The sequence below is a fragment of the Proteiniphilum sp. UBA5384 genome, assembly GCF_002410825.1.
Lineage (GTDB): Bacteria > Bacteroidota > Bacteroidia > Bacteroidales > Dysgonomonadaceae > Proteiniphilum.
Genome location: NZ_DHOS01000010.1, coordinates 191,777 through 212,520, shown reverse-complemented (window position 1 = coordinate 212,520; position 20,744 = coordinate 191,777). Strand labels below are relative to the sequence as shown.

Annotated in this window: 16 protein-coding genes; 7 read left to right on the top strand and 9 right to left on the bottom strand. The window is 45.6% G+C overall.

The features are described from left to right. The first annotated feature begins 125 nt into the window (after positions 1-125). The 7 genes from B4G81_RS03770 to B4G81_RS03740 all read left to right on the top strand — a co-directional run bounded on the left by B4G81_RS03770 (position 126) and on the right by B4G81_RS03740 (position 9,954). A complete protein-coding gene (locus B4G81_RS03770; protein WP_294080250.1) occupies positions 126-1,103 on the top strand; it encodes a lytic transglycosylase domain-containing protein in 978 nt (325 codons plus the stop codon). Between the two features lie 8 nt (positions 1,104-1,111). Further along, positions 1,112-3,934, top strand: a complete 2,823-nt coding sequence (uvrA, locus tag B4G81_RS03765; RefSeq protein WP_294080248.1) for an excinuclease ABC subunit UvrA — start codon at positions 1,112-1,114, stop codon at positions 3,932-3,934. A gap of 155 nt (positions 3,935-4,089) precedes the next feature. Beyond that, positions 4,090-4,590 carry a thiol peroxidase gene (gene tpx, locus B4G81_RS03760; RefSeq protein ID WP_294080246.1) on the top strand — a complete coding sequence of 167 codons (501 nt, stop codon included), beginning with the start codon at positions 4,090-4,092 and terminating at the stop codon, positions 4,588-4,590. 258 nt (positions 4,591-4,848) lie between these two features. After that, entirely contained in the window at positions 4,849-7,383 is a 2,535-nt protein-coding gene (locus B4G81_RS03755) for an FtsK/SpoIIIE family DNA translocase (protein WP_294080244.1), read from the top strand. Positions 7,384-7,509: 126 nt separating this feature from the next. Beyond that, entirely contained in the window at positions 7,510-8,154 is a 645-nt protein-coding gene (locus tag B4G81_RS03750; RefSeq protein ID WP_294080242.1) for a LolA family protein, read from the top strand. 74 nt (positions 8,155-8,228) lie between these two features. Then, entirely contained in the window at positions 8,229-9,170 is a 942-nt protein-coding gene (gene trxB / locus B4G81_RS03745; RefSeq protein ID WP_294080240.1) for a thioredoxin-disulfide reductase, read from the top strand. A 79-nt stretch (positions 9,171-9,249) separates the two neighbouring features. Next, positions 9,250-9,954, top strand: a complete 705-nt coding sequence (locus B4G81_RS03740; protein ID WP_294080238.1) for a hypothetical protein — start codon at positions 9,250-9,252, stop codon at positions 9,952-9,954. 9 nt (positions 9,955-9,963) lie between these two features. Here B4G81_RS03740 and B4G81_RS03735 read toward each other — a convergent pair whose 3' ends face one another. The 9 genes from B4G81_RS03735 to mraY all read right to left on the bottom strand — a co-directional run bounded on the left by B4G81_RS03735 (position 9,964) and on the right by mraY (position 20,726). Then, entirely contained in the window at positions 9,964-10,416 is a 453-nt protein-coding gene (locus B4G81_RS03735; protein ID WP_294080236.1) for a GatB/YqeY domain-containing protein, read from the bottom strand. An 85-nt stretch (positions 10,417-10,501) separates the two neighbouring features. Continuing rightward, positions 10,502-11,797 (bottom strand): cell division protein FtsZ, encoded by a 1,296-nt coding sequence (ftsZ, locus tag B4G81_RS03730; protein ID WP_294080235.1) that lies wholly within the window; start codon positions 11,795-11,797, stop codon positions 10,502-10,504. A 12-nt stretch (positions 11,798-11,809) separates the two neighbouring features. Continuing rightward, positions 11,810-13,162 (bottom strand): cell division protein FtsA, encoded by a 1,353-nt coding sequence (gene ftsA, locus B4G81_RS03725; protein ID WP_294080231.1) that lies wholly within the window; start codon positions 13,160-13,162, stop codon positions 11,810-11,812. 91 nt (positions 13,163-13,253) lie between these two features. Next, on the bottom strand, positions 13,254-13,976 hold the full coding sequence (locus B4G81_RS03720; RefSeq protein WP_294080228.1) for a cell division protein FtsQ/DivIB: 723 nt from the start codon (positions 13,974-13,976) through the stop codon (positions 13,254-13,256). A gap of 69 nt (positions 13,977-14,045) precedes the next feature. Then, positions 14,046-15,434, bottom strand: a complete 1,389-nt coding sequence (gene murC, locus B4G81_RS03715) for a UDP-N-acetylmuramate--L-alanine ligase (protein ID WP_294080226.1) — start codon at positions 15,432-15,434, stop codon at positions 14,046-14,048. 101 nt (positions 15,435-15,535) lie between these two features. Continuing rightward, the gene (gene murG, locus B4G81_RS03710) at positions 15,536-16,636 is read right to left on the bottom strand and encodes an undecaprenyldiphospho-muramoylpentapeptide beta-N-acetylglucosaminyltransferase (protein WP_294080224.1); all 1,101 of its coding nucleotides are present in this window, start codon (positions 16,634-16,636) and stop codon (positions 15,536-15,538) included. Further along, positions 16,633-17,982, bottom strand: coding sequence for an FtsW/RodA/SpoVE family cell cycle protein (locus B4G81_RS03705; RefSeq protein ID WP_294080222.1), 1,350 nt, complete (start codon positions 17,980-17,982; stop codon positions 16,633-16,635). The genes murG and B4G81_RS03705 overlap by 4 nt, the downstream gene beginning before the upstream one ends. A gap of 88 nt (positions 17,983-18,070) precedes the next feature. Then, the gene (gene murD, locus B4G81_RS03700; protein WP_414703164.1) at positions 18,071-19,411 is read right to left on the bottom strand and encodes a UDP-N-acetylmuramoyl-L-alanine--D-glutamate ligase; all 1,341 of its coding nucleotides are present in this window, start codon (positions 19,409-19,411) and stop codon (positions 18,071-18,073) included. 55 nt (positions 19,412-19,466) lie between these two features. Next, a complete protein-coding gene (gene mraY, locus B4G81_RS03695) occupies positions 19,467-20,726 on the bottom strand; it encodes a phospho-N-acetylmuramoyl-pentapeptide-transferase (protein WP_294080218.1) in 1,260 nt (419 codons plus the stop codon). Positions 20,727-20,744 lie beyond the last annotated feature (18 nt).

Here is a 20,744-nt window from a genome sequence, read left to right as displayed (position 1 = left end):
GCTCCGTATCTTATAAATTTTCGAGTTACAAAAAAAACAATTATCTTTGCATAGTCCAAAAAAATTATTAAAGGAGACTAATCTCCAAAGGTGTAGTATCCGACCGGGTAACGTCAGGGAAAAGAATGAAGAAATATACGGTATTCATCTTATTATCAATAATTATAACAGGTGGGACGGTACTATTCATTATCCTCACCTCCGGAAATAATATTGAAAAAGCCGAAACGGAAAGACCTTTGGTGCTTTCCATGACTGCTTCGGTAGCCGTTCCGGAAAAGATGGAATTTGCCGGTGAGCAAATCACTTTCGACCGTTACGACAAACGGGAGCGGATGGACCGGGAACTGAACAGTTTCACTTATTTCCATTCTACCACCCTATTACTTTTTAAACGGGCCAACCGCTTTTTCCCGATCATCGAACCAGTTCTAAGACAACAGGGCGTTCCTGACGACTTGAAATATCTGGCGGTAATAGAAAGCAACCTCGATCCCAGGGCAGTGTCGCCCGCCCGTGCAGCCGGACTTTGGCAGTTCCTGCAAAGTACGGCCAAACAGTACGGATTAGAAACTACCTCCAGTGTGGATGAGCGTTATCACGTGGAAAAATCGACTGAAGCAGCCTGCCGATATTTGAAAGAAGCTTACCGGAAATACGGCTCATGGAGTGCTGCGACTTTATCGTACAATGGGGGACAGGCACGTATTACCAACGGTCTAAAAAACCAGGGGGTAGACGATTCACTCGATCTCTGGCTGGCAGAAGAAACCTCACGCTACTACTACCGGATGCTCGCCATCAAGGAAATTTTTGAAAATCCACAACAATATGGATTCATTATCAAACCGGAGCATCTCTATAAGCCAATGCAATTCAAAGAGGTGGAAGTATCTTTTTCCATACCCGATTTAGCGGAGTTTGCCAAACAACATAATATCACTTATGCCCAATTAAAGGATTTCAATTCATGGTTACGGGATACCGGCCTGAGTAATCCCTCCGGTAAAACATATACCTTGCTTATTCCTACGCAAGGTGATCTTTATTATAAAAAGGGGGAGAAACCAAAGATACATAATCCGGCATGGGTAGTGAAGTAAAAAGGGATATGGCTTCAGAAACAGAGCAAATTCAGGTGTATGGCGCACGCGTACACAACCTAAGAAATATCGACGTAACCATACCGCGCGATTCTCTCACGGTAATCACCGGATTGAGCGGCAGCGGTAAATCGTCACTTGCCTTCGACACTATTTTTGCCGAAGGTCAACGCCGTTATATAGAGACATTCTCCGCATATGCAAGGGGATTTCTTGGAAAGATGGAACGTCCTGATGTTGACAAGATCACAGGATTAAGTCCGGTCATCTCGATTGAACAGAAAACTACCAATAGAAACCCCCGTTCTACGGTCGGTACCACTACGGAAATATACGACTTCTTACGCCTCCTTTATGCCCGCGCGGGTGAAGCATATTCCTATATCACCGGTGAAAAAATGGTCAAGTACACCGACAGCCAGATACTGGAATTGATATTGGAAAAGTATGTCGGTAAAAAGATCTATATCCTTGCACCGATAGTAAGAAACCGGAAAGGACACTATAAGGAGTTATTCGAACAAATCCGGAAAAAAGGATATCTCAATGTAAGGGTAGATGGCGAAATCAGGGAGATCATCCCCGGTATGAGGGTAGACAGGTACAAAAACCACAACATCGAAATCCTGATTGACAAGTTGGTTGTATCCAATAAGTTTGCTGATAAACTACAAAGCAGTGTACGCACTGCCATGAAGCAGGGCTCCGGCTTAATCCTCATCCATGACGTGGATGCCAACGAAGTGCGCCACTACAGCCGCAGTCTTATGTGTCCTACCACCGGCTTGTCATACAATGAACCGGCACCCCATAATTTTTCTTTCAACTCGCCGCAAGGAGCTTGTCCGCGTTGCAAAGGCATCGGGTCGGTAGATCAGATAGATATAGAGAAAATTATTCCTGATCCCAATATAAGTATCGCTGCGGGCGGTATCACCCCGTTAGGAAAAGAACGTAGTAACCTGCTTTTCTGGCAAATTGCGGCCATCTGTGAAAAGTATGGTGTAACGCTAAAAACACCTATCAAAAATATCCCGCAGGAAGCGATTGATGAGATCATGTACGGCACCGATGAAAGGCTAAAAATCAAGAACGAGTCGTTGGGAAATTCCAATTATATGGTTTCCTACGAAGGGGTAGCCAAGTACATTGAGATGCAGCAGGAAGATGAGGCATCGGCTTCTGCACAAAAATGGGCCGGGCAGTTCATCACCACCTCCGTCTGCCCCGAATGTCACGGGCAAAGACTGAACAAGGAAGCACTCCATTTCAGAATCAACGGAAAAAATATCGCTGAACTGTCGGAAATGGACATACAATCCCTGTACGACTGGATTATTTCGTCTGAAGCTGCCGTGACGGAGAAACAAAGATTGATTGCAGGAGAAATCAGGAAAGAGATTCTTTCGCGCCTTCAATTTCTGCTGGACGTGGGATTGGGCTACCTTTCACTCTCACGGTCCTCTGCATCCCTCTCGGGCGGGGAAAGCCAACGTATACGCCTGGCCACCCAAATCGGATCGCAACTGGTAAATGTACTTTATATACTTGACGAACCCAGTATTGGTCTTCACCAACGTGACAACCACCGTTTGATCGACTCGCTGAAGAAATTACGTGATTCGGGGAATTCGGTGGTTGTGGTAGAACATGATAAGGACATGATGCTTGCATCCGATTATATCGTGGATATGGGACCGTTTGCCGGACAGAAAGGCGGTGATGTGGTATTTGAAGGCATTCCTTTGGAGATGCTGAAGAAAAACACACTCACTTCCAACTACCTGAACGGTAAGTTAGAGATTGCCCCCCCAAAAAAGAGACGGAAGGGGAACGGTAAGAGCCTCACTATTGAAGGAGCATCCGGCAACAACCTGAAAAATGTGACGGCCACCTTTCCCTTAGGGACACTTATCTGCGTGACAGGCGTTTCAGGCAGTGGAAAATCGACATTGATCAACGAGACGCTGCAACCTATCCTGAGCCAGAAATTTTACCGGTCGCTAAAAGATCCTCTCCCCTATCAATCTGCCAAAGGCATCGAGCACCTTGATAAAGTAGTGAGCGTAGACCAGTCCCCCATAGGACGCACACCCCGCTCCAACCCGGCGACTTATACCAATGTTTTCTCCGATATACGTATGCTGTTTGCAGGAATGCCGGAAGCAAAAATACGGGGTTATAAACCGGGCAGGTTTTCCTTTAACGTGAAGGGAGGGCGCTGTGAACAATGCGGTGGCAATGGCTACAAAACTGTAGAGATGAATTTCCTGCCCGACGTGATGGTCCCCTGCGAAGTGTGCCACGGAAAACGATACAACAGGGAAACCCTTGAAGTGCGGTTCAAAGGAAAATCGATCGCCGACGTATTGGATATGACGATCAATGAGGCGGTAGACTTTTTTGAGAATGTACCCAACATCTCACATAAGATAAAAGTGTTACAGGAGGTAGGACTCGGATATATCAAGCTGGGACAATCCTCCACTACCCTGTCGGGTGGAGAAAGCCAACGGGTAAAACTGGCTACAGAATTGGCCCGCATCGACACGGGAAACACACTCTATGTACTGGATGAGCCTACTACCGGTTTACATTTCGAAGATATCCGCGTACTGCTGGGGGTGCTCAACAAGTTAGTGGATAAAGGCAATACCGTCATTGTCATCGAGCACAATCTCGATATGATTAAGTGTGCCGATTATATCATCGACCTGGGTCCCGAGGGTGGAGAGAGGGGCGGTCAGATCCTGGCGACGGGAACACCTGAAGAAATTGTCAGCAAGAGTAAAAGTTACACGGCAGTTTATCTGAAGGAGGAACTCATTTAAAGTTAAAAATATAGTAATCATGAACATTTAAATCAACTCTTTGTTTAGTGATTACAGAAAAGGGACATTGGCAGTAAGCACAAAAGACCAAAGAATAGATTTGTGAGAGAATTAAATAAAAAGGATTAAAATCAATTTTAAATTAGAATATTATAATGGCAAGTATCACATTTAAAGGCAATCCCGTTCATACAATTGGAGAGGTACCCGTAAAAGGTGCGGTAGCCCCCGATTTTACTTTGGTAAAGAGCGATCTTTCCGAAGCCGGTTTATCGGACTTCAAGGGGAAATTTGTTGTACTTAACATTTTCCCGAGTATCGATACGGGTGTATGTGCAGCTTCTGTACGTCGCTTCAATAAGGAAGCCGCTTCGTTGAAGGATACGGTGGTACTTTGCATTTCTGCCGACTTACCTTTCGCAGCGGGAAGATTCTGCTCAGCGGAAGGTATTGAAAATGTTGTCACTCTTTCCTGTTTCCGACATAAGTCATTCGGTGAAGACTATGGTCTGCTGATGACAGACGGTCCGCTCAAAGGTCTTTTGGCCCGGGCTGTGGTAATAATAAACCCGGAAGGGAAAGTGATACATACGGAACTGGTTCCTGAGATTGCACAGGAGCCGGATTATCATTCTGCAATCAACTCGATAGTGTAGTTTGTTTCATGAAGATTGTGTTAACAAGGGAGGTTTGCGAAGTGATTCGCGGACCTTCCGCTTTTTAGACCGACAAAAGACACATACCCCTACCTCCTTTTAAACAGAAAAGACCCCAATTGATCGGAGAATAAAAAAACAGCCTTTCTAATTCAAGATTTAATATCTGCGAAATTTTTGTTACTTTTGCATTAAAGTTTTGTAAGTGTTTATGTTGTTCATCGCAACTATTACAAAAGTCAAGGAAACATATCCTCTATGGCCAAGAGAAAGAAAAGAAGACAAAAACCAAAACAGGGACAAGGACAGAAGAAAAGGATACTCTCCTTTTTGAAGAATGAACGTGTGCATTTCATTTCGGGGGTGATTGTCGCCTTCATCGGCATCTTCATGCTGCTGGCCATTATTTCATTTTTCTTTACCGGTGCTGCCGACCAGAGTAAAGTCCTGAACAAATCTTTCATGGAAGTGGTGCGTTCCAAATCACCCGAAGTGGACAACTGGACGGGTGCGGGTGGCGCTTATATCGCAGAGAGACTTGTCAATGACGGGTTTGGCCTGTTTTCCGCACTTATTCCCTTTTTCCTGATTTTCCTGGGGCTGCGTATAATGAAAGTTTCCGATTTCTCATTTATGAAGGCTCTCTTCATTGTTGCATTCGGACTTATTGGCGGCTCTGTTGCCAGTGCCTTTATCCTCGACCGGATAATTCCGGAGACGCATGTAAAGTGGGGCGGAGCTCACGGCATCCAGATTGAAGGGATACTGGAAAGCAGTGTGGGATGGCCCGGTATCATGTTACTGATCATATTATTCATCACAATTATTGTGGTAGTCTTCAGAAAGAGTTCGATGTACAAAATACAAAAGACACTGATCAATAGTACCGCTTCATTTGCGTCACAGGAGGAAGAGCCCACTACAGATGATTATTACCACGGAAGCGAAGAGGAGGACGAGAGAAAACCGGGTCTTATCAAGCGGTTCTTTGCATGGCTGAAGACATTGAGACCGGTAAAGGAAGAAAAGTATGACGAGGATGAGGAGATAAAAGCACCTTCGGAAGAAACAATGCAGACCAATGCTGGACAAAAACCGGCAGAACCGTTCACAACCGTTTCCAAACCAACCCTCACGAAACAACAAACACCTATTGGAGACGAATTTGAGGTGTTCGTTCCAAAAGATGATGAACCATCCCATACTCCCCTACAGGAGGCAGAGAGGAATCGTGATGAAAATAAAAGCCGCGAAGAAGAAACAATGCTTCCGGATACTTTCCCGGAAGAAGATTATGATCCGCGGAAAGACCTCTCCTCGTTCAGGTTCCCCACGATGAACCTGTTGAAAGTGTACAATACCGGCGAGCGGGCTGTGGATATGAACGAGCAGAATGAGAACAAGGAAAGGATTATCCACACCCTGCGAAATTATGGCATTGAAATCACTTCAATCAAAGCCACCGTAGGCCCCACCATCACCCTTTACGAAATCGTACCGCAGGCAGGTGTGCGTATCTCCAAAATCCGGAACCTCGAAGATGATATCGCACTCAGCCTCTCGGCATTGGGTATCCGAATTATCGCTCCAATGCCCGGCAAAGGGACTATCGGAATTGAGGTACCCAATAAAGATCCGCAGATTGTTTCAATGCAATCGGTGATCAGCTCGCGAAAATTCCAGGAATGTGACTACGAACTACCTGTGGCATTGGGAAAGACCATTACCAACGAGGTATTCATGTTCGACCTCACCAAGATGCCCCACTTATTGGTGGCGGGAGCTACCGGACAAGGAAAATCGGTTGGGTTGAATGCCATCATCACATCACTGCTCTATAAAAAGCATCCGTCGGAAATGAAGATGGTATTGGTCGACCCCAAAATGGTGGAATTCAATATTTATTCCGCGATAGAGAAACATTACTTGGCTAAATTGCCCGATGAAGAGAAGGCGATCATTACCGATATCACCAAAGTGACCCAGACACTGAATTCACTTACCAAGGAGATGGACGATCGTTATGAATTGCTGATGAGGGCACACGTACGTACCATCAAGGAATACAACGAAAAGTTCATCAAACGCAGGCTGAATCCCGAAAAAGGACACAGGTACATGCCTTATATCGTGGTAGTAATCGACGAGTTTGGGGACCTGATCATGACTGCCGGGAAAGAGATTGAAATGCCTATCGCCCGTATTGCGCAGAAAGCACGTGCCGTGGGTATCCATATGGTGATTGCCACGCAACGCCCCACCACCAATATCATCACCGGTACCATCAAAGCCAACTTCCCCGCCCGGATGGCTTTCAGGGTCACGTCGCAGATCGACTCCCGCACCATCCTCGATATGAGTGGCGCCAACCAGCTTATCGGGAGGGGAGACATGCTTTTCTCACAGGGCAGCACCCTTATCCGTATACAGTGTGCATTTGTGGATACACCTGAAGTGGAAGATATCTCCCAGTATATCGGGAAACAGCAGGGATATGACTTTGCCTTCCCGCTGCCCGAGGTGGTCTCCGATAGTGAACCGGGGAGCAGTGCGACCGACCTGGGCGACAAGGATCCGCTTTTTGAAGAAGCCGCCCGTCTTATCGTGGTACACCAACAGGGCTCTACATCGCTTATCCAGCGTAAGTTTTCCATTGGTTATAACCGCGCCGGGAGGTTGATGGATCAACTCGAGGCCGCAGGGATAGTAGGTGCCGTGCAGGGAAGTAAACCGCGGGAAGTATTCATCTCAGATGAATATTCATTGGAGAAATTACTGGATTCATTGAGGTAATTGGTATGGATGCAACTACAGACAAACGATTTAGTTGCAATCGCCACACTTACAAATATTGCATAGAGTAAACCAATCCCGGTTTTTATCGTCCAAACCACTCAAACAAAACCAAGCATTGCAAAAATGAGAACAATCACCTCCATATTACTGATTCTTTTCTTTTCCGGGTACACATCCGCTCAAAATTCAACCGACGCCCGGGCACTTCTGGACAAAGCGTATGCCAATTACGAAGTATCCAACGGCATCAAGCTGTCGTTCAAATCAACCATGACCGACAAGGACGGGGCAGACTACGCACCCCAGTCGGGGGGCGCCTATATAAAAGGCGATAAGTTCAAACTGGAAATGGAAGCGATGGACATCTGGTTCGACGGTAAAACCCAATGGGTATGGATGAAAGATGTGGACGAAGTGAATATCAGCGCGCCTACGGCAAGTGAGATCGCAACCATAAGCCCGTTGGCTCTCCTGGGAATATACAAGAACGGCTTTATACTAAAAGCGCCCGCATCAAAAACAATCAACGGAAGGGGCACATACCTGATCGACATGGTGCCCGTCAGCCAGAGTAAAGATTTCAAATCCATCACTGCAGCGCTGGACAAGGAAAGTGGTAATATCGTCCAGGTAATCCTCATGATGGCCGACGGGACGAAAAATAGAATTGATATCTCCGGTTATAATACCAATCATCAATTCAACGATGCCACTTTCAGATTCGAAGAGAAAGATCATCCCGGTGTGGAGATAGTGGATCTCAGATAATGTGAATATCCAATGGCGTATATGAAAGAAAAGTTGTAACTTTGACCGAGAAGGTTTTAATATTCAAAGAAAATATGAGAACAAAAACACGTTGCCTGATCATCGGGTCAGGACCGGCCGGTTATACGGCTGCTATTTATGCGTCGCGGGCAAACCTCGAACCAGTCCTTTATGAAGGGATGGAGCCGGGAGGCCAATTGACCAGCACCACTGAGGTAGAGAACTTTCCCGGATATCCCGAAGGGATCACCGGTCCGGAAATGATGGAAGACCTGAAGAAACAGGCGCAACGGTTCGGGACAGACATCCGTTCCGGAAGGGCTACCGCCGTCGACTTCTCAGTACGCCCCCTCAGAGTGACTATCGACAATGAACAGGAGATTGAAGCAGACACCGTCATTATTTCCACCGGGGCATCTGCAAAATACCTCGGCTTGCCGGATGAGACCAAGTATGCCGGTCAAGGTGTGTCGGCATGCGCTACCTGCGACGGGTTCTTTTACCGTAAAAAAGTGGTGGCTGTAGTAGGAGGTGGTGACACTGCCTGTGAAGAGGCTACTTATCTGGCGGGACTGGCAAACAAAGTATATATGATTGTGCGCAAGGACTACCTGCGTGCATCGAAGATCATGCAGGAGCGCGTGATGGACAATCCCAAGATTGAGGTGCTTTTCGAACACAACGCGGTAGGGTTATACGGTGAGAACGGCGTGGAAGGCGTTCATCTGGTAAAACGTTTAGGTGAACAGGATGAAGAGCGGTACGATCTTCCTGTCGACGGATTTTTCCTTGCCATCGGCCATACGCCCAACACAGGAATATTCAAGGATTTCATCCATATGGACAAGGTAGGGTATATCATTACCGAACAGCCTACGGCAAAAACCAATGTGGAAGGTGTTTTCGCCTGTGGCGACGCGGCCGATCCTATCTACCGACAAGCTATCACTGCTGCCGGCACCGGGTGCAGGGCAGCTATCGATGCAGAACGATACCTAGCGGAAAAAGGGTTGTAAAATTATTGAATTGATTCCCCCATTTTTTCACTACGAATATTAATCGTATTTTTGTTGTTCAAAGATACATGAAACGAACATGAAAAAAATTCTATTACTCGCAATCATACTCCTGTCGGGAATACCACTCTTTGCCCAGATGGAAGGAACTTATAAAAACGGGGCTGATTCCATTGCTTTCACGGGCGAAAACGTAATCTTCCGGATAACCGGCTTCGGAGGACTTTCCTCCGCGCATGTAGGGGAAGGGAAATACGAGATATCCGGTGAGTACCTTATTATCCACACATCCGATTATAGTGGGGATAAAACGACTTTCGAGGTATTGGACGGTACGAAAAAGGATACTTGCGTGATACATACCGTCAATTCTCAACATTATGCCGTCCAGGGTATCTTGGTGGAATCACGCACTAAATCAGGAAAATTAGTCAGCAACAAGGTGACAGGGAACGACGGCAAGGTGTTTTTCACCCCCTGCAGCAAAATAGCTTCCATATCAGCCAATTCGTTGGGATATAACGCTACCTCATTCGATTACACACCGGGAAAAGATTACCGTATTCAATTGGCACAAAATGATATAATAGAGAACAGTACCGTAGCCTTCAAGATCAATTTCATTGATCAGGAAACACTCTCCCTGCTGATGCTGACGGATAACCTGAACAACAACAAGGACAAAGACAAAGAACTGCAAAAATTAGAGAAAACAGTGCAGAAAAGCAATAAACTGGATAAACGCCTGAAAAAGGTATATGTACCTTATAACAGGAAAAATTAAATGGAGTTTTCAAAAAGAGAGGAGTCGCTTTACGGTTTCTGATATATCTTTTCCCTCTGCTTTACCGGCCAACTCCTTGGAGGCAACCCCCATCACCTTACCCATCTCTTTCATGGAAGTGGCGCCGGTTTCCTTAATAATACGTCCTACTGCAGCTTCCAGTTCTATCGGGGAAAGTTGTGCAGGAAGGAACTCACGGATTACTTCCATCTGTGCCAGTTCGGGTTCTGCCAAATCATCTCTTTTTTGCGCTGTATAGATATCGGCACTATCCCTGCGCTGCTTCACCATCTTTTGCAAGATGGCAGTCGTTGCCGCTTCAGTCAGTTCTTCTCCGGCACCTTTAGCGGTCTTGGCTTCCAGCAACTCTTTCTTGATGGCCCTCAATGCTTCCAAACGCACCTTGTCCTTGGCCAGCATAGCTTTCTTAATTTCGTCTGTAATTGTATCAATGAATGACATAAGTTTGATTTATTAATTTACTGATCTCCATGAATCGGGACAACTTGTTCCGACCTTCGGGAAGTAGTGGTGATTATAATTAAAATCAATCGAAAAGAGAGGATGATTGTTGTTGCTGCGTATCCGCAGCGAATATGCGGGGATTGAAATTAGATTCCCGCTTGAAGACGGGTGTTTTTTCCAATGCCTCCAGCACCTTATCATCATCCAGCTCATCGATAGTAAGCACGAAGGGCTCTAACCGATAGTTGACAGTAGTCAAAGTCTGCAAGCCGGTTTTCCCGTAATATTTCTCGATCAGGTCCTTGTCTTTCTTCTCCTGCTCCAGTTTTGCATCCCTCTCGATCTGCAATTGTATTTGCTCGGCCCTCGATTTTTCCTGTTCATGCTCTTCAATTCCGGGAACGCTGGAAATGGAGAAACCCGTAGCGAGTAATGTGACTTTGACCTCTTCGTCCAGCGAATTTTCCACTGCAGCACCCCAGATAACCTCTATCTCCCGGCTGAATTTCGACATAAAGTCGTGAAGGGCATTCATCTCCTCCATCATCAGAGGGAACTCCTCGCCAAAGGAGAGATTAATAAGTATCTTTTTGGCACTGAATACATCGTTATTATTGAGCAATGGTGAATGCAGCGCATTTTTTATCGCTTCATTGATCCTGTCTTCGCCTTTACCCAGTCCGCTACTCATAATGGCCACTCCCCCATCTTTCAATGTAGTGTTTACATCTGCAAAATCGAGGTTCACATGTCCATGGAGGGTAATGATTTCGGCAATGCTCCGGGCTGCTGTAGCCAAAGTATCATCTGCTTTGGCAAAAGCATTTAACATAGTGAGATCACTATAGATGTCGCGCAAGCGTTCGTTGTTGATTACCAACAGTGCATCCACATTCTTCGCCATCTCCTCCACACCTTTCAACGCCTGGACTATTTTCCTTGGTCCTTCAAACATAAAAGGGATAGTCACAATACCTACGGTAAGGATGCCCGCCTCCTTAGCCACCCGAGCGACCACGGGAGCGGCACCTGTCCCGGTTCCCCCGCCCATGCCGGCAGTAATAAAGACCATCCGGGTACCGTCATTCAGGAGATTTTCAATCAATTCTACACTCTCTTCAGCTGCGCGTTGCGCTATTTCAGGTTTGTTACCCGCTCCTAATCCACCGGTAGTACGCCCCCCAAGTTGCACTTTTACCGGTACCGGCGATTCCATCAGAGCCTGGTTATCTGTATTACACAATGCAAAAGAGACATCATGAATGCCCTCCTGAAACATATGGTTGACAGCATTTCCGCCACCACCACCTACCCCGATCACTTTAATAATAGCATCGGTACGGCTCTCTATCTGAAAATCCAATAATTCGTCCTCCATCTCTTGCAAATATTAATCTTCGTCATCTTCCTCCGCAAAAAGTCCCCCAAACATACCTTCTACTTTTGAAAAGAATCCACCACCTTCTTCTTTGTCTTGTTTCGGTTTTTTCCCTTCTTTATGTGGTTTATTTTTTTTCATGGGTTTCATATTTCGTCCGGAGAACCAACCGGAAGAACCGGATGATTTATCGGTTCTGCCATCATCATCCTCATGCGTCTCCGGTTTTATCATCTCACAATCGTCTTTTCCGAAAAGGAGCATCCCCAGCACTTGTGTAAATGCAGGATCATGGATCAGTTCCGGAGAATTATTGATAAAGGTCTTTTTAGCTGATGCCTTTCTCACCGGCATCTTCAGTTTTTGCGTAAGATAAAGGTCCAGATTTTTCAATTGTGAAGCACCGCCTGTGATAATCAAACCCGCACCTAACTGGTCTTCGTAACCCGACAGTACAATCTGCTCCCTGATATTGGCTGTGATCTCATCCAACCGCATACCGATCACTTTATTCAATTCAGTAAGATCGACATCCGGTTTTGAGGAAAAAGGAGATAAGAACATAGGTCCATCCTGACTTTCAAAGGCTTTTCCGAATTTTATCTTGAGTTGCTCGGCGTCATTCTCGGTAAAGTTCAACGCACAGATATCTTTTGTAAGATTTTTCCCTCCGAAGGGTATGACCACCATCCGACGAAGTATGCCTCCCTTGTAAACCGACAGCGTGGTAGTACCCGCACCGAAATCCAGAAAAGCACATCCTAATTCCTTCTCTTCATCGTTCAATGCAATTGCGGCAGATCCTATCGGCCCTACTATATAATCCGCAATCTGCAGATCTGTTTTGGCCGTAATACTTTTTTCTATATTCACCAGGAGATTAGGGCGTCCAACGATCAGATTGAAACCCGCTTCTATCTCCGAGCCTGTCACTCCTACCGGGTTGGGTTCCGGTTTGTCGTCAATATAATATTCCACATCAGCTATACTGTAATTTCGCTTCAGTTCGGGTTGGAATCTCTCGGCCGACTTGCGTAGCCGTCCTATCTCCCCTTCGGTAACCATTCCCGATGAGATATGCAACATCTGGTTAAACTCCAGCGTATGCAATGATTGTCCCGACAAGGAAACATATACTTTACAGATTCTCCGCTCCAGACTATTCTCAAGCATCATGATCAGTTTGTGTATATTCGCACCGGCTTGTTCGATATTATACACCATCCCCCGGCGGATGGAATTTCCGGAATCAATGGAATTACTTGCTAAAATGGAAAAAACCCCATTTTCATTCTTACGCCCCACGACTCCTTTTATTTTAGAAGTACCAATATCAATTACAGCTATAAATCCAGATTGAGTCATATTATTCAGTCAAAAGATGATATTCAATAATGTTTGGTTATATTGCTTTTTAACAAACATCGTGACGATACCTTTTGTTTGCTATTTAACATCATTTTTTTGTGCAAACCACCTGATTATCGTACTTTAAATTGATAACCGAGTATCGGTTCCATCCCACCACATTAAGTCCTTTATCCACAAATCGGGCAAACTTGGCCAGTTTAGCCTGATAATCATTGAGATCGCCCATAACAATCCTGAAATCTCCGGCCCGGGGAATCAGTATCACTTCATGGTTGTTTTGTACTACGATCTGTTCTATCCAGACATTCCAATCGGAATGGTTATTAAGGAAAAGCGCGAAATCATACAATTCGTTCCGAGCAAACTCCTCATCAATTATGCCGGTAGCTACCGGTACATAGACAGTGAAGTTGCCCGATACGGGCATAATACGCCGCTCATTATCCACATAGAAATTACCCTTTGTATCTGAAATAACCCTTAATACCGGTTTCCGCTGATAAATCGTCGCCACTACCGAGCCCCCGGGAGTAATGAATACCTCTGCCGACTCCACCAGCCTGTTGGTGAGAATAGTATCACGGATGGACAGGGTGTTGATCTCACTGAACTTCCTTCCGACAGGATCAAGATCATACCGTTTCACCAAGCCCATAATATCCTGCCGGGATACAAACTTATACTGGTTACTATCTGCAATGACAACGCCAAAACTCTCACATACCTTGTTCCTCGACATATTCCTGAAATAGGATGCCGAAAAGATCAGGTAGCCTATAACCACCGCCGCAACCAGTATGATGAGCATTTTTTTCACCGGCCTTACCACATTTATCACCTGCAAAGGTACATCAAGTTATTCATTAATGTCAATACTTCAAAGCGATTTATCCTCCGACAGGTATTTATTCCTCAATAATTCTTCTATCGCCGGAAGCAACCTATCTATATCTCCGGCACCGAAAGTAACCAGCACTTCCACCTCTTTCTGCCGGAGCAAGCCGGGTAATTCCTGCTTCGTGCAGAGCACCTTCTCCGCCGATGTTATCTTATCAAAAATGATGTGAGACGATACTCCCTCGATGGGTTCTTCCCTGGCCGGATAAATATCCAGCAATATGACATCGTCCAACAGCGACAAACTTTCGGCAAACGCCGATGCGAAATCACGGGTACGTGAATATAGATGCGGTTGGAAAATGGCCGTCACCTTCTTATCGGGATAAATCGCCCTGATCGATTGAATGGCGGCCGACAATTCACCCGGATGGTGAGCATAATCATCAATAAAAACAATCCGGTCGGTTTTGATATGGAAATCAAATCGCCGGCTCGCCCCCTGAAAAGTATGTATGCCCTCTCGTATCTCTTCGGGTGCCGCACCGCATAACAAAGCTGCCGCGGCGGCGGCCACACTGTTTTCAATATTGATTTTCACGGGAATACCCGGTGAAATATCCTTGATAACTTCCGAAGGAGTCACCAGGTCGAACAACACTTCTCCATTGCCTATACGGATATTCTCCGCATGGAAATCACCTTCCGATTCACCATAATTCCATATTTTCACCGTTTCACTGCTATGCGGAGTTATCGGTATCCCTTTCCTGATAACCAGGTACCCATCGGGCCGGACGAGCGAGGTAAACTTTTCGAAACTCTCCCTGTAGGCCGCCTCTGTACCATAAATGTCGAGGTGATCCGGATCGGCTGAAGTGATGACGGCGATCCAAGGTTTTAACCAGTGAAAAGAACGGTCATACTCATCCGCCTCAACTACTGTGATATTGCTTTTGTCAGAAAGCAGCAGGTTTGTACGGTAGTTCTTCAGTATTCCGCCGAGGAATGCGTTACAATCCACCTTAGACTGCCGCAACAGATGGGCAATCATGCTCGAGACGGTGGTTTTACCATGCGTTCCCGCCACGCATACCGCATCGCTTGCGGCAGTTATCTCACCAAGCAATTGCGCTCTCTTTATTACACGGTAGCCATGCTTCCTGAAAAAGAGAAGTTCGGCATGTGAAGCAGGTACGGCAGGAGTATACACCACCAATGTTTTTTCATTATCGAAAAACAGCGCCGGAATAGAATGAACATCATCGGCGTAATGAATAAATGCTCCCTCTTCCTGCAACAGCCGGGTAAGTGCCGATTCAGTACGGTCATACCCTCCCACCCTCTTTCCTTTGGAGAGGAAATAACGGGCCAGGTTGCTCATACCGATACCACCTATGCCTATAAAATATATCGAATCATAATTCATTTGTTCAATGTGACAAACAACGTTCAACGGAACGAAATGTAGTTAAATATGACAATGAGAATAATGTGACAATCCCGATGAATGGAACAGGTTGTACCTATTTATTCAATAATCTTCCGGATTTCGTCGACGATCCGTTTTGCGGAATCATGCTGCGCCAGTTTCGTAATATTTTCACTTAGACTTCGCAATTCCACATCGTTTCTCACTACCGCGATAGCCTTATCAAAGAGAATATCGGGTGCTTCGGCATCGGAAATCATCAGTGCGGCACCTTTATCGACCAATGCCCGCGCGTTACTGGTCTGATGGTCTTCCGCCACATTGGGCGAAGGGACCAATACAACCGGTTTTCCCAGTAAACTGAACTCCGAGATAGACCCGGCACCCGCACGGGAAATAATCAAATCAGCCACGGAATAAGCATAATCCATTCGCGATATAAAATCAAAAAGATGTACGTTGGGCGGAATCTCGCCATCTGCCTGTAATTGCTGCATCTCCTTATAATAATACTTTCCACATTGCCAGATTACTTGCAGGTCATCAGCTTCGGACAACTTCGGGAAAGCGCCTGTAATACTATAATTAAGTGTGCGGGCGCCAAGGCTGCCGCCCAACATCAATATTGTCTTCTTGTCCGGATCCAATCCGAAATGGACGTATCCTTCCTGCCGGTTTTTTTCCGAAACCACCAGATCCTGCCGACAGGGATTACCGGTCAGCACAATTTTCCCTTCCGGGAAAAATTTCTCCATCCCTTCATAAGCTACACAGATAGTGGCGGCTTTCTTCGCCAGCATCTTATTGGTCACACCGGCATAAGAATTCTGTTCCTGGAGTAACGTCGGCACTTTCTTTGCCGCTGCCGCCTTCAACGTAGGGCCACTGGCATACCCCCCTACACCCACAGCTACATCCGGTTTGAAGTCGGATATGATTTTTTTTGCTTTCCGCATACTTTTAAGCAGCTTCATCAGCACCGAAAAATTTTTCAGGAGATGTTGACGGTCGAAACCGGCCACCGGCAAACCGATAATGTTGTATCCTGCCGCCGGCACACGTTCCATCTCCATCCGGTCTTCTGCTCCCACGAAAAGGATATCGCTGTCGGGCCACCGCTCTTTCACGGCATTGGCAATACTGATAGCCGGGAAAATATGCCCTCCCGTACCACCACCGCTAATAATGATTCGCTTCATACCTGAATAATTTCGAATTCAACCTTATCTTCTAACTTGTCCACTGTCTTTATTTCTTTCAGCAGATTGCGGGAATTATTGTCGTTGTCATTTCCTTCATCTCCACCGGTCTCTGTTTCATCGTTTTCCTTTACTTTCTTTTTCCCGATGCCGAAGCGATCGGCGCTCAGAATTAATCCGAAATAAGCGCAGGTGATCAGGGTAGAAGTACCTCCCCGGCTTATCAGAGGAAGGGGTTGACCGGTTACAGGAATCAGGTTAACGGCCACTGCCATATTAACAAAAGCCTGTATGGACAACATCAATGCCGATCCCAGGACGAGGTACTTTGGAAACAGCTTCTCGGTTTTACGTGCAATCATCCCCGCCCGGATCAGGATAATCACATAGAGGAGCAGCACGAAAAGTCCTCCCAGAATCCCCATCTCCTCAATAATAATCGCATAGATGAAATCGGAATAAGCCTGCGGTAAAAAGTCGCGTTCGGTGCTGTTTCCCGGGAATACCCCCACCACACTGCCATTGGCAATCGCTATCTTGGCATGCGCCACCTGATAATTATCATCCGTAATAGTAAAATACTCTTCTTCTGACAATTCTTTATGGGTTGTGAAATTGGAAAGACGATTCTGCCAGGTACTCAAACGGTTCAACGGACCGCTGTCTGTCCAGTTCGCCGGAATCACATTCAGCATCAATACGAACAATAGTATGGCGGCGACCCCTATTCCCGCAACTTTCAACAACCGTAAAAACTTCACGTTACCTATAAACATCAGCAAAAAACAGATTCCGAACAGCATCATTGCCGTAGACAGGTTATCCAACGCGATAATTCCACATACTATAGCCATCAGTCCAATCATCCAGCGAAACATCAGCGCTTCATTTTCCTCGTTCTGTTTACTTAACAGGAAGGCGACAGTCCCCATCAATGATATTTTAGCTATTTCAGATGGCTGAATGGTGATACCCATAAATGATATCCACCGGTCTGCTCCATTGACACTCGTACCTATAAGCGGCGTAAGAACTAATAATATGACAGCAATAAACAATACAAATATCAATGACGAAAAGTAACGGTACGGGATATTATGGATAAGTAAAATCACACCTACACCCCCTATCAGGAATACGGCATGCCGCAGGATGGGACTCCACATATTCTGTTGCCGGTAAACAATGGTACTGGTAGCACTGAAGATCTCCACCAGTGAAATAACACATAGAGCGATAAAGACCGCCCAGATCACTTTATCTCCCTTGAATATCTTACGCCCGAAATCACCTAACGACGATTCGGTTTCGCCTCCCTCTTCATATAATTGGTCTGGATCGTCCATTTGATTATTATCGTTAAACATACCTCTTTTATTTCCTGATCGCGATGAATCGGGACAACTTGTCACGACCTTCGGCAAGTAGTGATGATTAAAGTCGTCTCACACATTCTCTGAACTGGTCACCGCGATCCTCGTAGTTTTTGAACAGGTCGAAGCTCGCGCAGCAGGGCGATAACAAAACAGTATCTCCCCTTTGGGTTAGTTGGTATGCGATATCTACAGCTTTCTTCATAGAATCGGCCTCCCGGATCACATCCACTTTCCCATCAAAGAATGCATGTAATTTACTGTTATCCTTCCCGAGGAAGATCAATGTACTTACTTTTTTCCGTACCAATTCCTCAATTTCGGTATAATCATTTCCTTTATCCGTTCCACCGAGAATCAATACTGTTCTTGTACGCATACTCTGTAAGGCATACCAGCAAGAATTCACATTTGTCGCTTTTGAATCGTTGATATATTGTACTCCACGTACGGAAGCTACCTTTTCGAGCCGGTGCGGAACCCCTTTAAAATCAGATAAAGATGCACGCAGTTGCTCATCACTGACATCCATCAGCTTAGCTACAATACCCGAAGCCATTGAGTTATAGACATTATGTATCCCTTCCAAAGCAAGTAACTCCAATTCCATATCGAATATATTTCCTTTTGTTTGAATATACAATTTTCCGTTTTCGGTATATGCAGCTGCATGATCTTTTTTCTTCTCTCCGAAAGGATAAGAAGTGGCTGCCGGCTTTAACTTTTCTATCTCTTTTGTGACCAGAGGGTCATCTATCCAATAGATAAATGCATCCTCCGTTTCCTGATTCCGGATAATCCGCATTTTGGCATCCACATAATATTGCAGGTTATGATCGTACCGATCCAGATGGTCGGGTGTAATATTCAGCAATACCGCTATATCTGCCTTAAAATCATAGACACCTTCCAATTGAAAACTACTCAGTTCCAACACATAGTAATCATAGGATTCTTCCGCAACCTGCCGTGCGAAACTTTTACCGATATTTCCACCTAGTCCCACATTCAATCCGGCCGATTGCAGGATATGATAGATCAGGCTGGCAGTAGTAGTTTTACCGTTGCTACCCGTAATACAAATCATCTTCGCATCGGTATACCTCCCGGCAAATTCAATTTCGGATATCACCGGAACACCTTTTGCCGATATCTTCTGCAAGATGGGCATACTGTCAGGAATCCCAGGACTTTTTATGATTTCGTCAGCCCGTAATATCCGAAGTTCGGTATGTCCGTTCTCTTCAAAATCGATCCGGTAACTTTGAAGCGTTTGCCGGTGCTCATCCGCCAGTGTACCATTGTCGGAAAGAAATACCTCAAAGCCCTTCTTTTGTGCGAGTATGGCAGCCCCCACACCGCTTTCGCCACCTCCCAGAATCACTATCAATTTCCCATCCATCATTCCATTCATTTAATTGACCAGCCTAATCATCATTCAAAACTCTCTTTCTCCATTACCTCATTTTGAGAGTCGCAAGGGCCAGCACCACCAGAATCATCCCTACCAACCAGAAGCGGCTTACAATCTTCGGTTCGGCCAATGGCGCGATAGGCTTTTGAATAAGCGCTTCGATACTTCCATCCCCCGGCTTCTGGTAATGATGATGCAGGGGTGTCATCTTGAAGATGCGTTTACCCGCTCCATATTTTTTCTTTGTAAATTTAAAATAAAACACTTGTGCGATTACCGATAATGCCTCGACAAAAAATACACCGCACAAAATCGGCAACAATAATTCTTTATGTATCAATACGGCAAAAACACCGATGATACCTCCCATTGTCAAACTACCGGTATCCCCCATGAATACCTGTGCCGGATAGGCATTGTACCAGAGAAAACCCACACAGGCTCCCACGAAGGCAGAAGCAAACACCATCAATTCATCTCCACCCGGGATATACATGATATTCAGGTAGGAAGCAAAGTCGACACGTCCGGAAACATAAGCCAGTACCCCTAAGGCCACCCCGATAATAGCCGAGGATCCGGATGCCAGGCCATCCAGCCCGTCCGTAAGGTTGGCACTATTGGAAACTGCGGTCACTATAAGAATCACTACCAATACAAAAACAATCCAAACCGCTATATCGGCAAAATCGCCCATCCAATTGACCAACCACCTATAGTCGAAATTATTGTTCTTTACAAAAGGGATAGTGGTACTGGTGGTTTTTACATCCTCATTCTGATAAGTAACCTCTTCTATCACATTATTTACACGGATTTCAGTATTCTCCCGGACTACAATTTCGGGACTGAAATAAATGGTCAATCCGACAATTAACCCCAATCCCACTTGCGCCACCACCTTGAATTTCCCTTTCAATCCTTCCTTGTCTTTTTTGAACACTTTGATATAATCATCGGCAAAACCCAGTATTCCCAACCAGACAGTGCTGACGAGCATCAGTATAATATAGATATTCTCCAATTTTCCAAAGAGCAGTGTAGATACCAGAATTGAGAGGATTACAATAACACCTCCCATTGTAGGGGTACCCCGTTTACTGTACTGTCCCTCCAAGTCGAGATTCCGGATAGTCTCCCCTATCTGCCGACGCTGCAATGCCCGGATAATTTTTTTACCTGCAAAGATACCGATCAGCAGTGAAAAGACAGCTGCCATGGCGGAACGGAACATTACGAATTGAAACATGCCCGCTCCGGGAAAATCAAGTTTGTCTAAATATTCGAATAGATAATATAACATTGTTTGATGTGATAATTT

Bases quoted from the DNA above. Each gene is read 5' to 3' on its own strand.
- ftsZ (WP_294080235.1), bottom strand. From the start codon at position 11,797: ATGGAGGACGAATTATTGGATTTTCAGATAGAGAGCCGTACCGATGCT.
- B4G81_RS03770 (WP_294080250.1), top strand. From the start codon at position 126: ATGAAGAAATATACGGTATTCATCTTATTATCAATAATTATAACAGGT.
- B4G81_RS03750 (WP_294080242.1), top strand. From the start codon at position 7,510: ATGAGAACAATCACCTCCATATTACTGATTCTTTTCTTTTCCGGGTAC.
- B4G81_RS03755 (WP_294080244.1), top strand. From the start codon at position 4,849: ATGGCCAAGAGAAAGAAAAGAAGACAAAAACCAAAACAGGGACAAGGA.
- trxB (WP_294080240.1), top strand. From the start codon at position 8,229: ATGAGAACAAAAACACGTTGCCTGATCATCGGGTCAGGACCGGCCGGT.
- murD (WP_414703164.1), bottom strand. From the start codon at position 19,411: ATGGATGGGAAATTGATAGTGATTCTGGGAGGTGGCGAAAGCGGTGTG.
- B4G81_RS03735 (WP_294080236.1), bottom strand. From the start codon at position 10,416: ATGTCATTCATTGATACAATTACAGACGAAATTAAGAAAGCTATGCTG.
- mraY (WP_294080218.1), bottom strand. From the start codon at position 20,726: ATGTTATATTATCTATTCGAATATTTAGACAAACTTGATTTTCCCGGA.
- ftsA (WP_294080231.1), bottom strand. From the start codon at position 13,162: ATGACTCAATCTGGATTTATAGCTGTAATTGATATTGGTACTTCTAAA.
- murC (WP_294080226.1), bottom strand. From the start codon at position 15,434: ATGAATTATGATTCGATATATTTTATAGGCATAGGTGGTATCGGTATG.
- murG (WP_294080224.1), bottom strand. From the start codon at position 16,636: ATGAAGCGAATCATTATTAGCGGTGGTGGTACGGGAGGGCATATTTTC.
- B4G81_RS03740 (WP_294080238.1), top strand. From the start codon at position 9,250: ATGAAAAAAATTCTATTACTCGCAATCATACTCCTGTCGGGAATACCA.
- tpx (WP_294080246.1), top strand. From the start codon at position 4,090: ATGGCAAGTATCACATTTAAAGGCAATCCCGTTCATACAATTGGAGAG.
- B4G81_RS03705 (WP_294080222.1), bottom strand. From the start codon at position 17,982: ATGGACGATCCAGACCAATTATATGAAGAGGGAGGCGAAACCGAATCG.
- uvrA (WP_294080248.1), top strand. From the start codon at position 1,112: ATGGCTTCAGAAACAGAGCAAATTCAGGTGTATGGCGCACGCGTACAC.
- B4G81_RS03720 (WP_294080228.1), bottom strand. From the start codon at position 13,976: ATGCTCATCATACTGGTTGCGGCGGTGGTTATAGGCTACCTGATCTTT.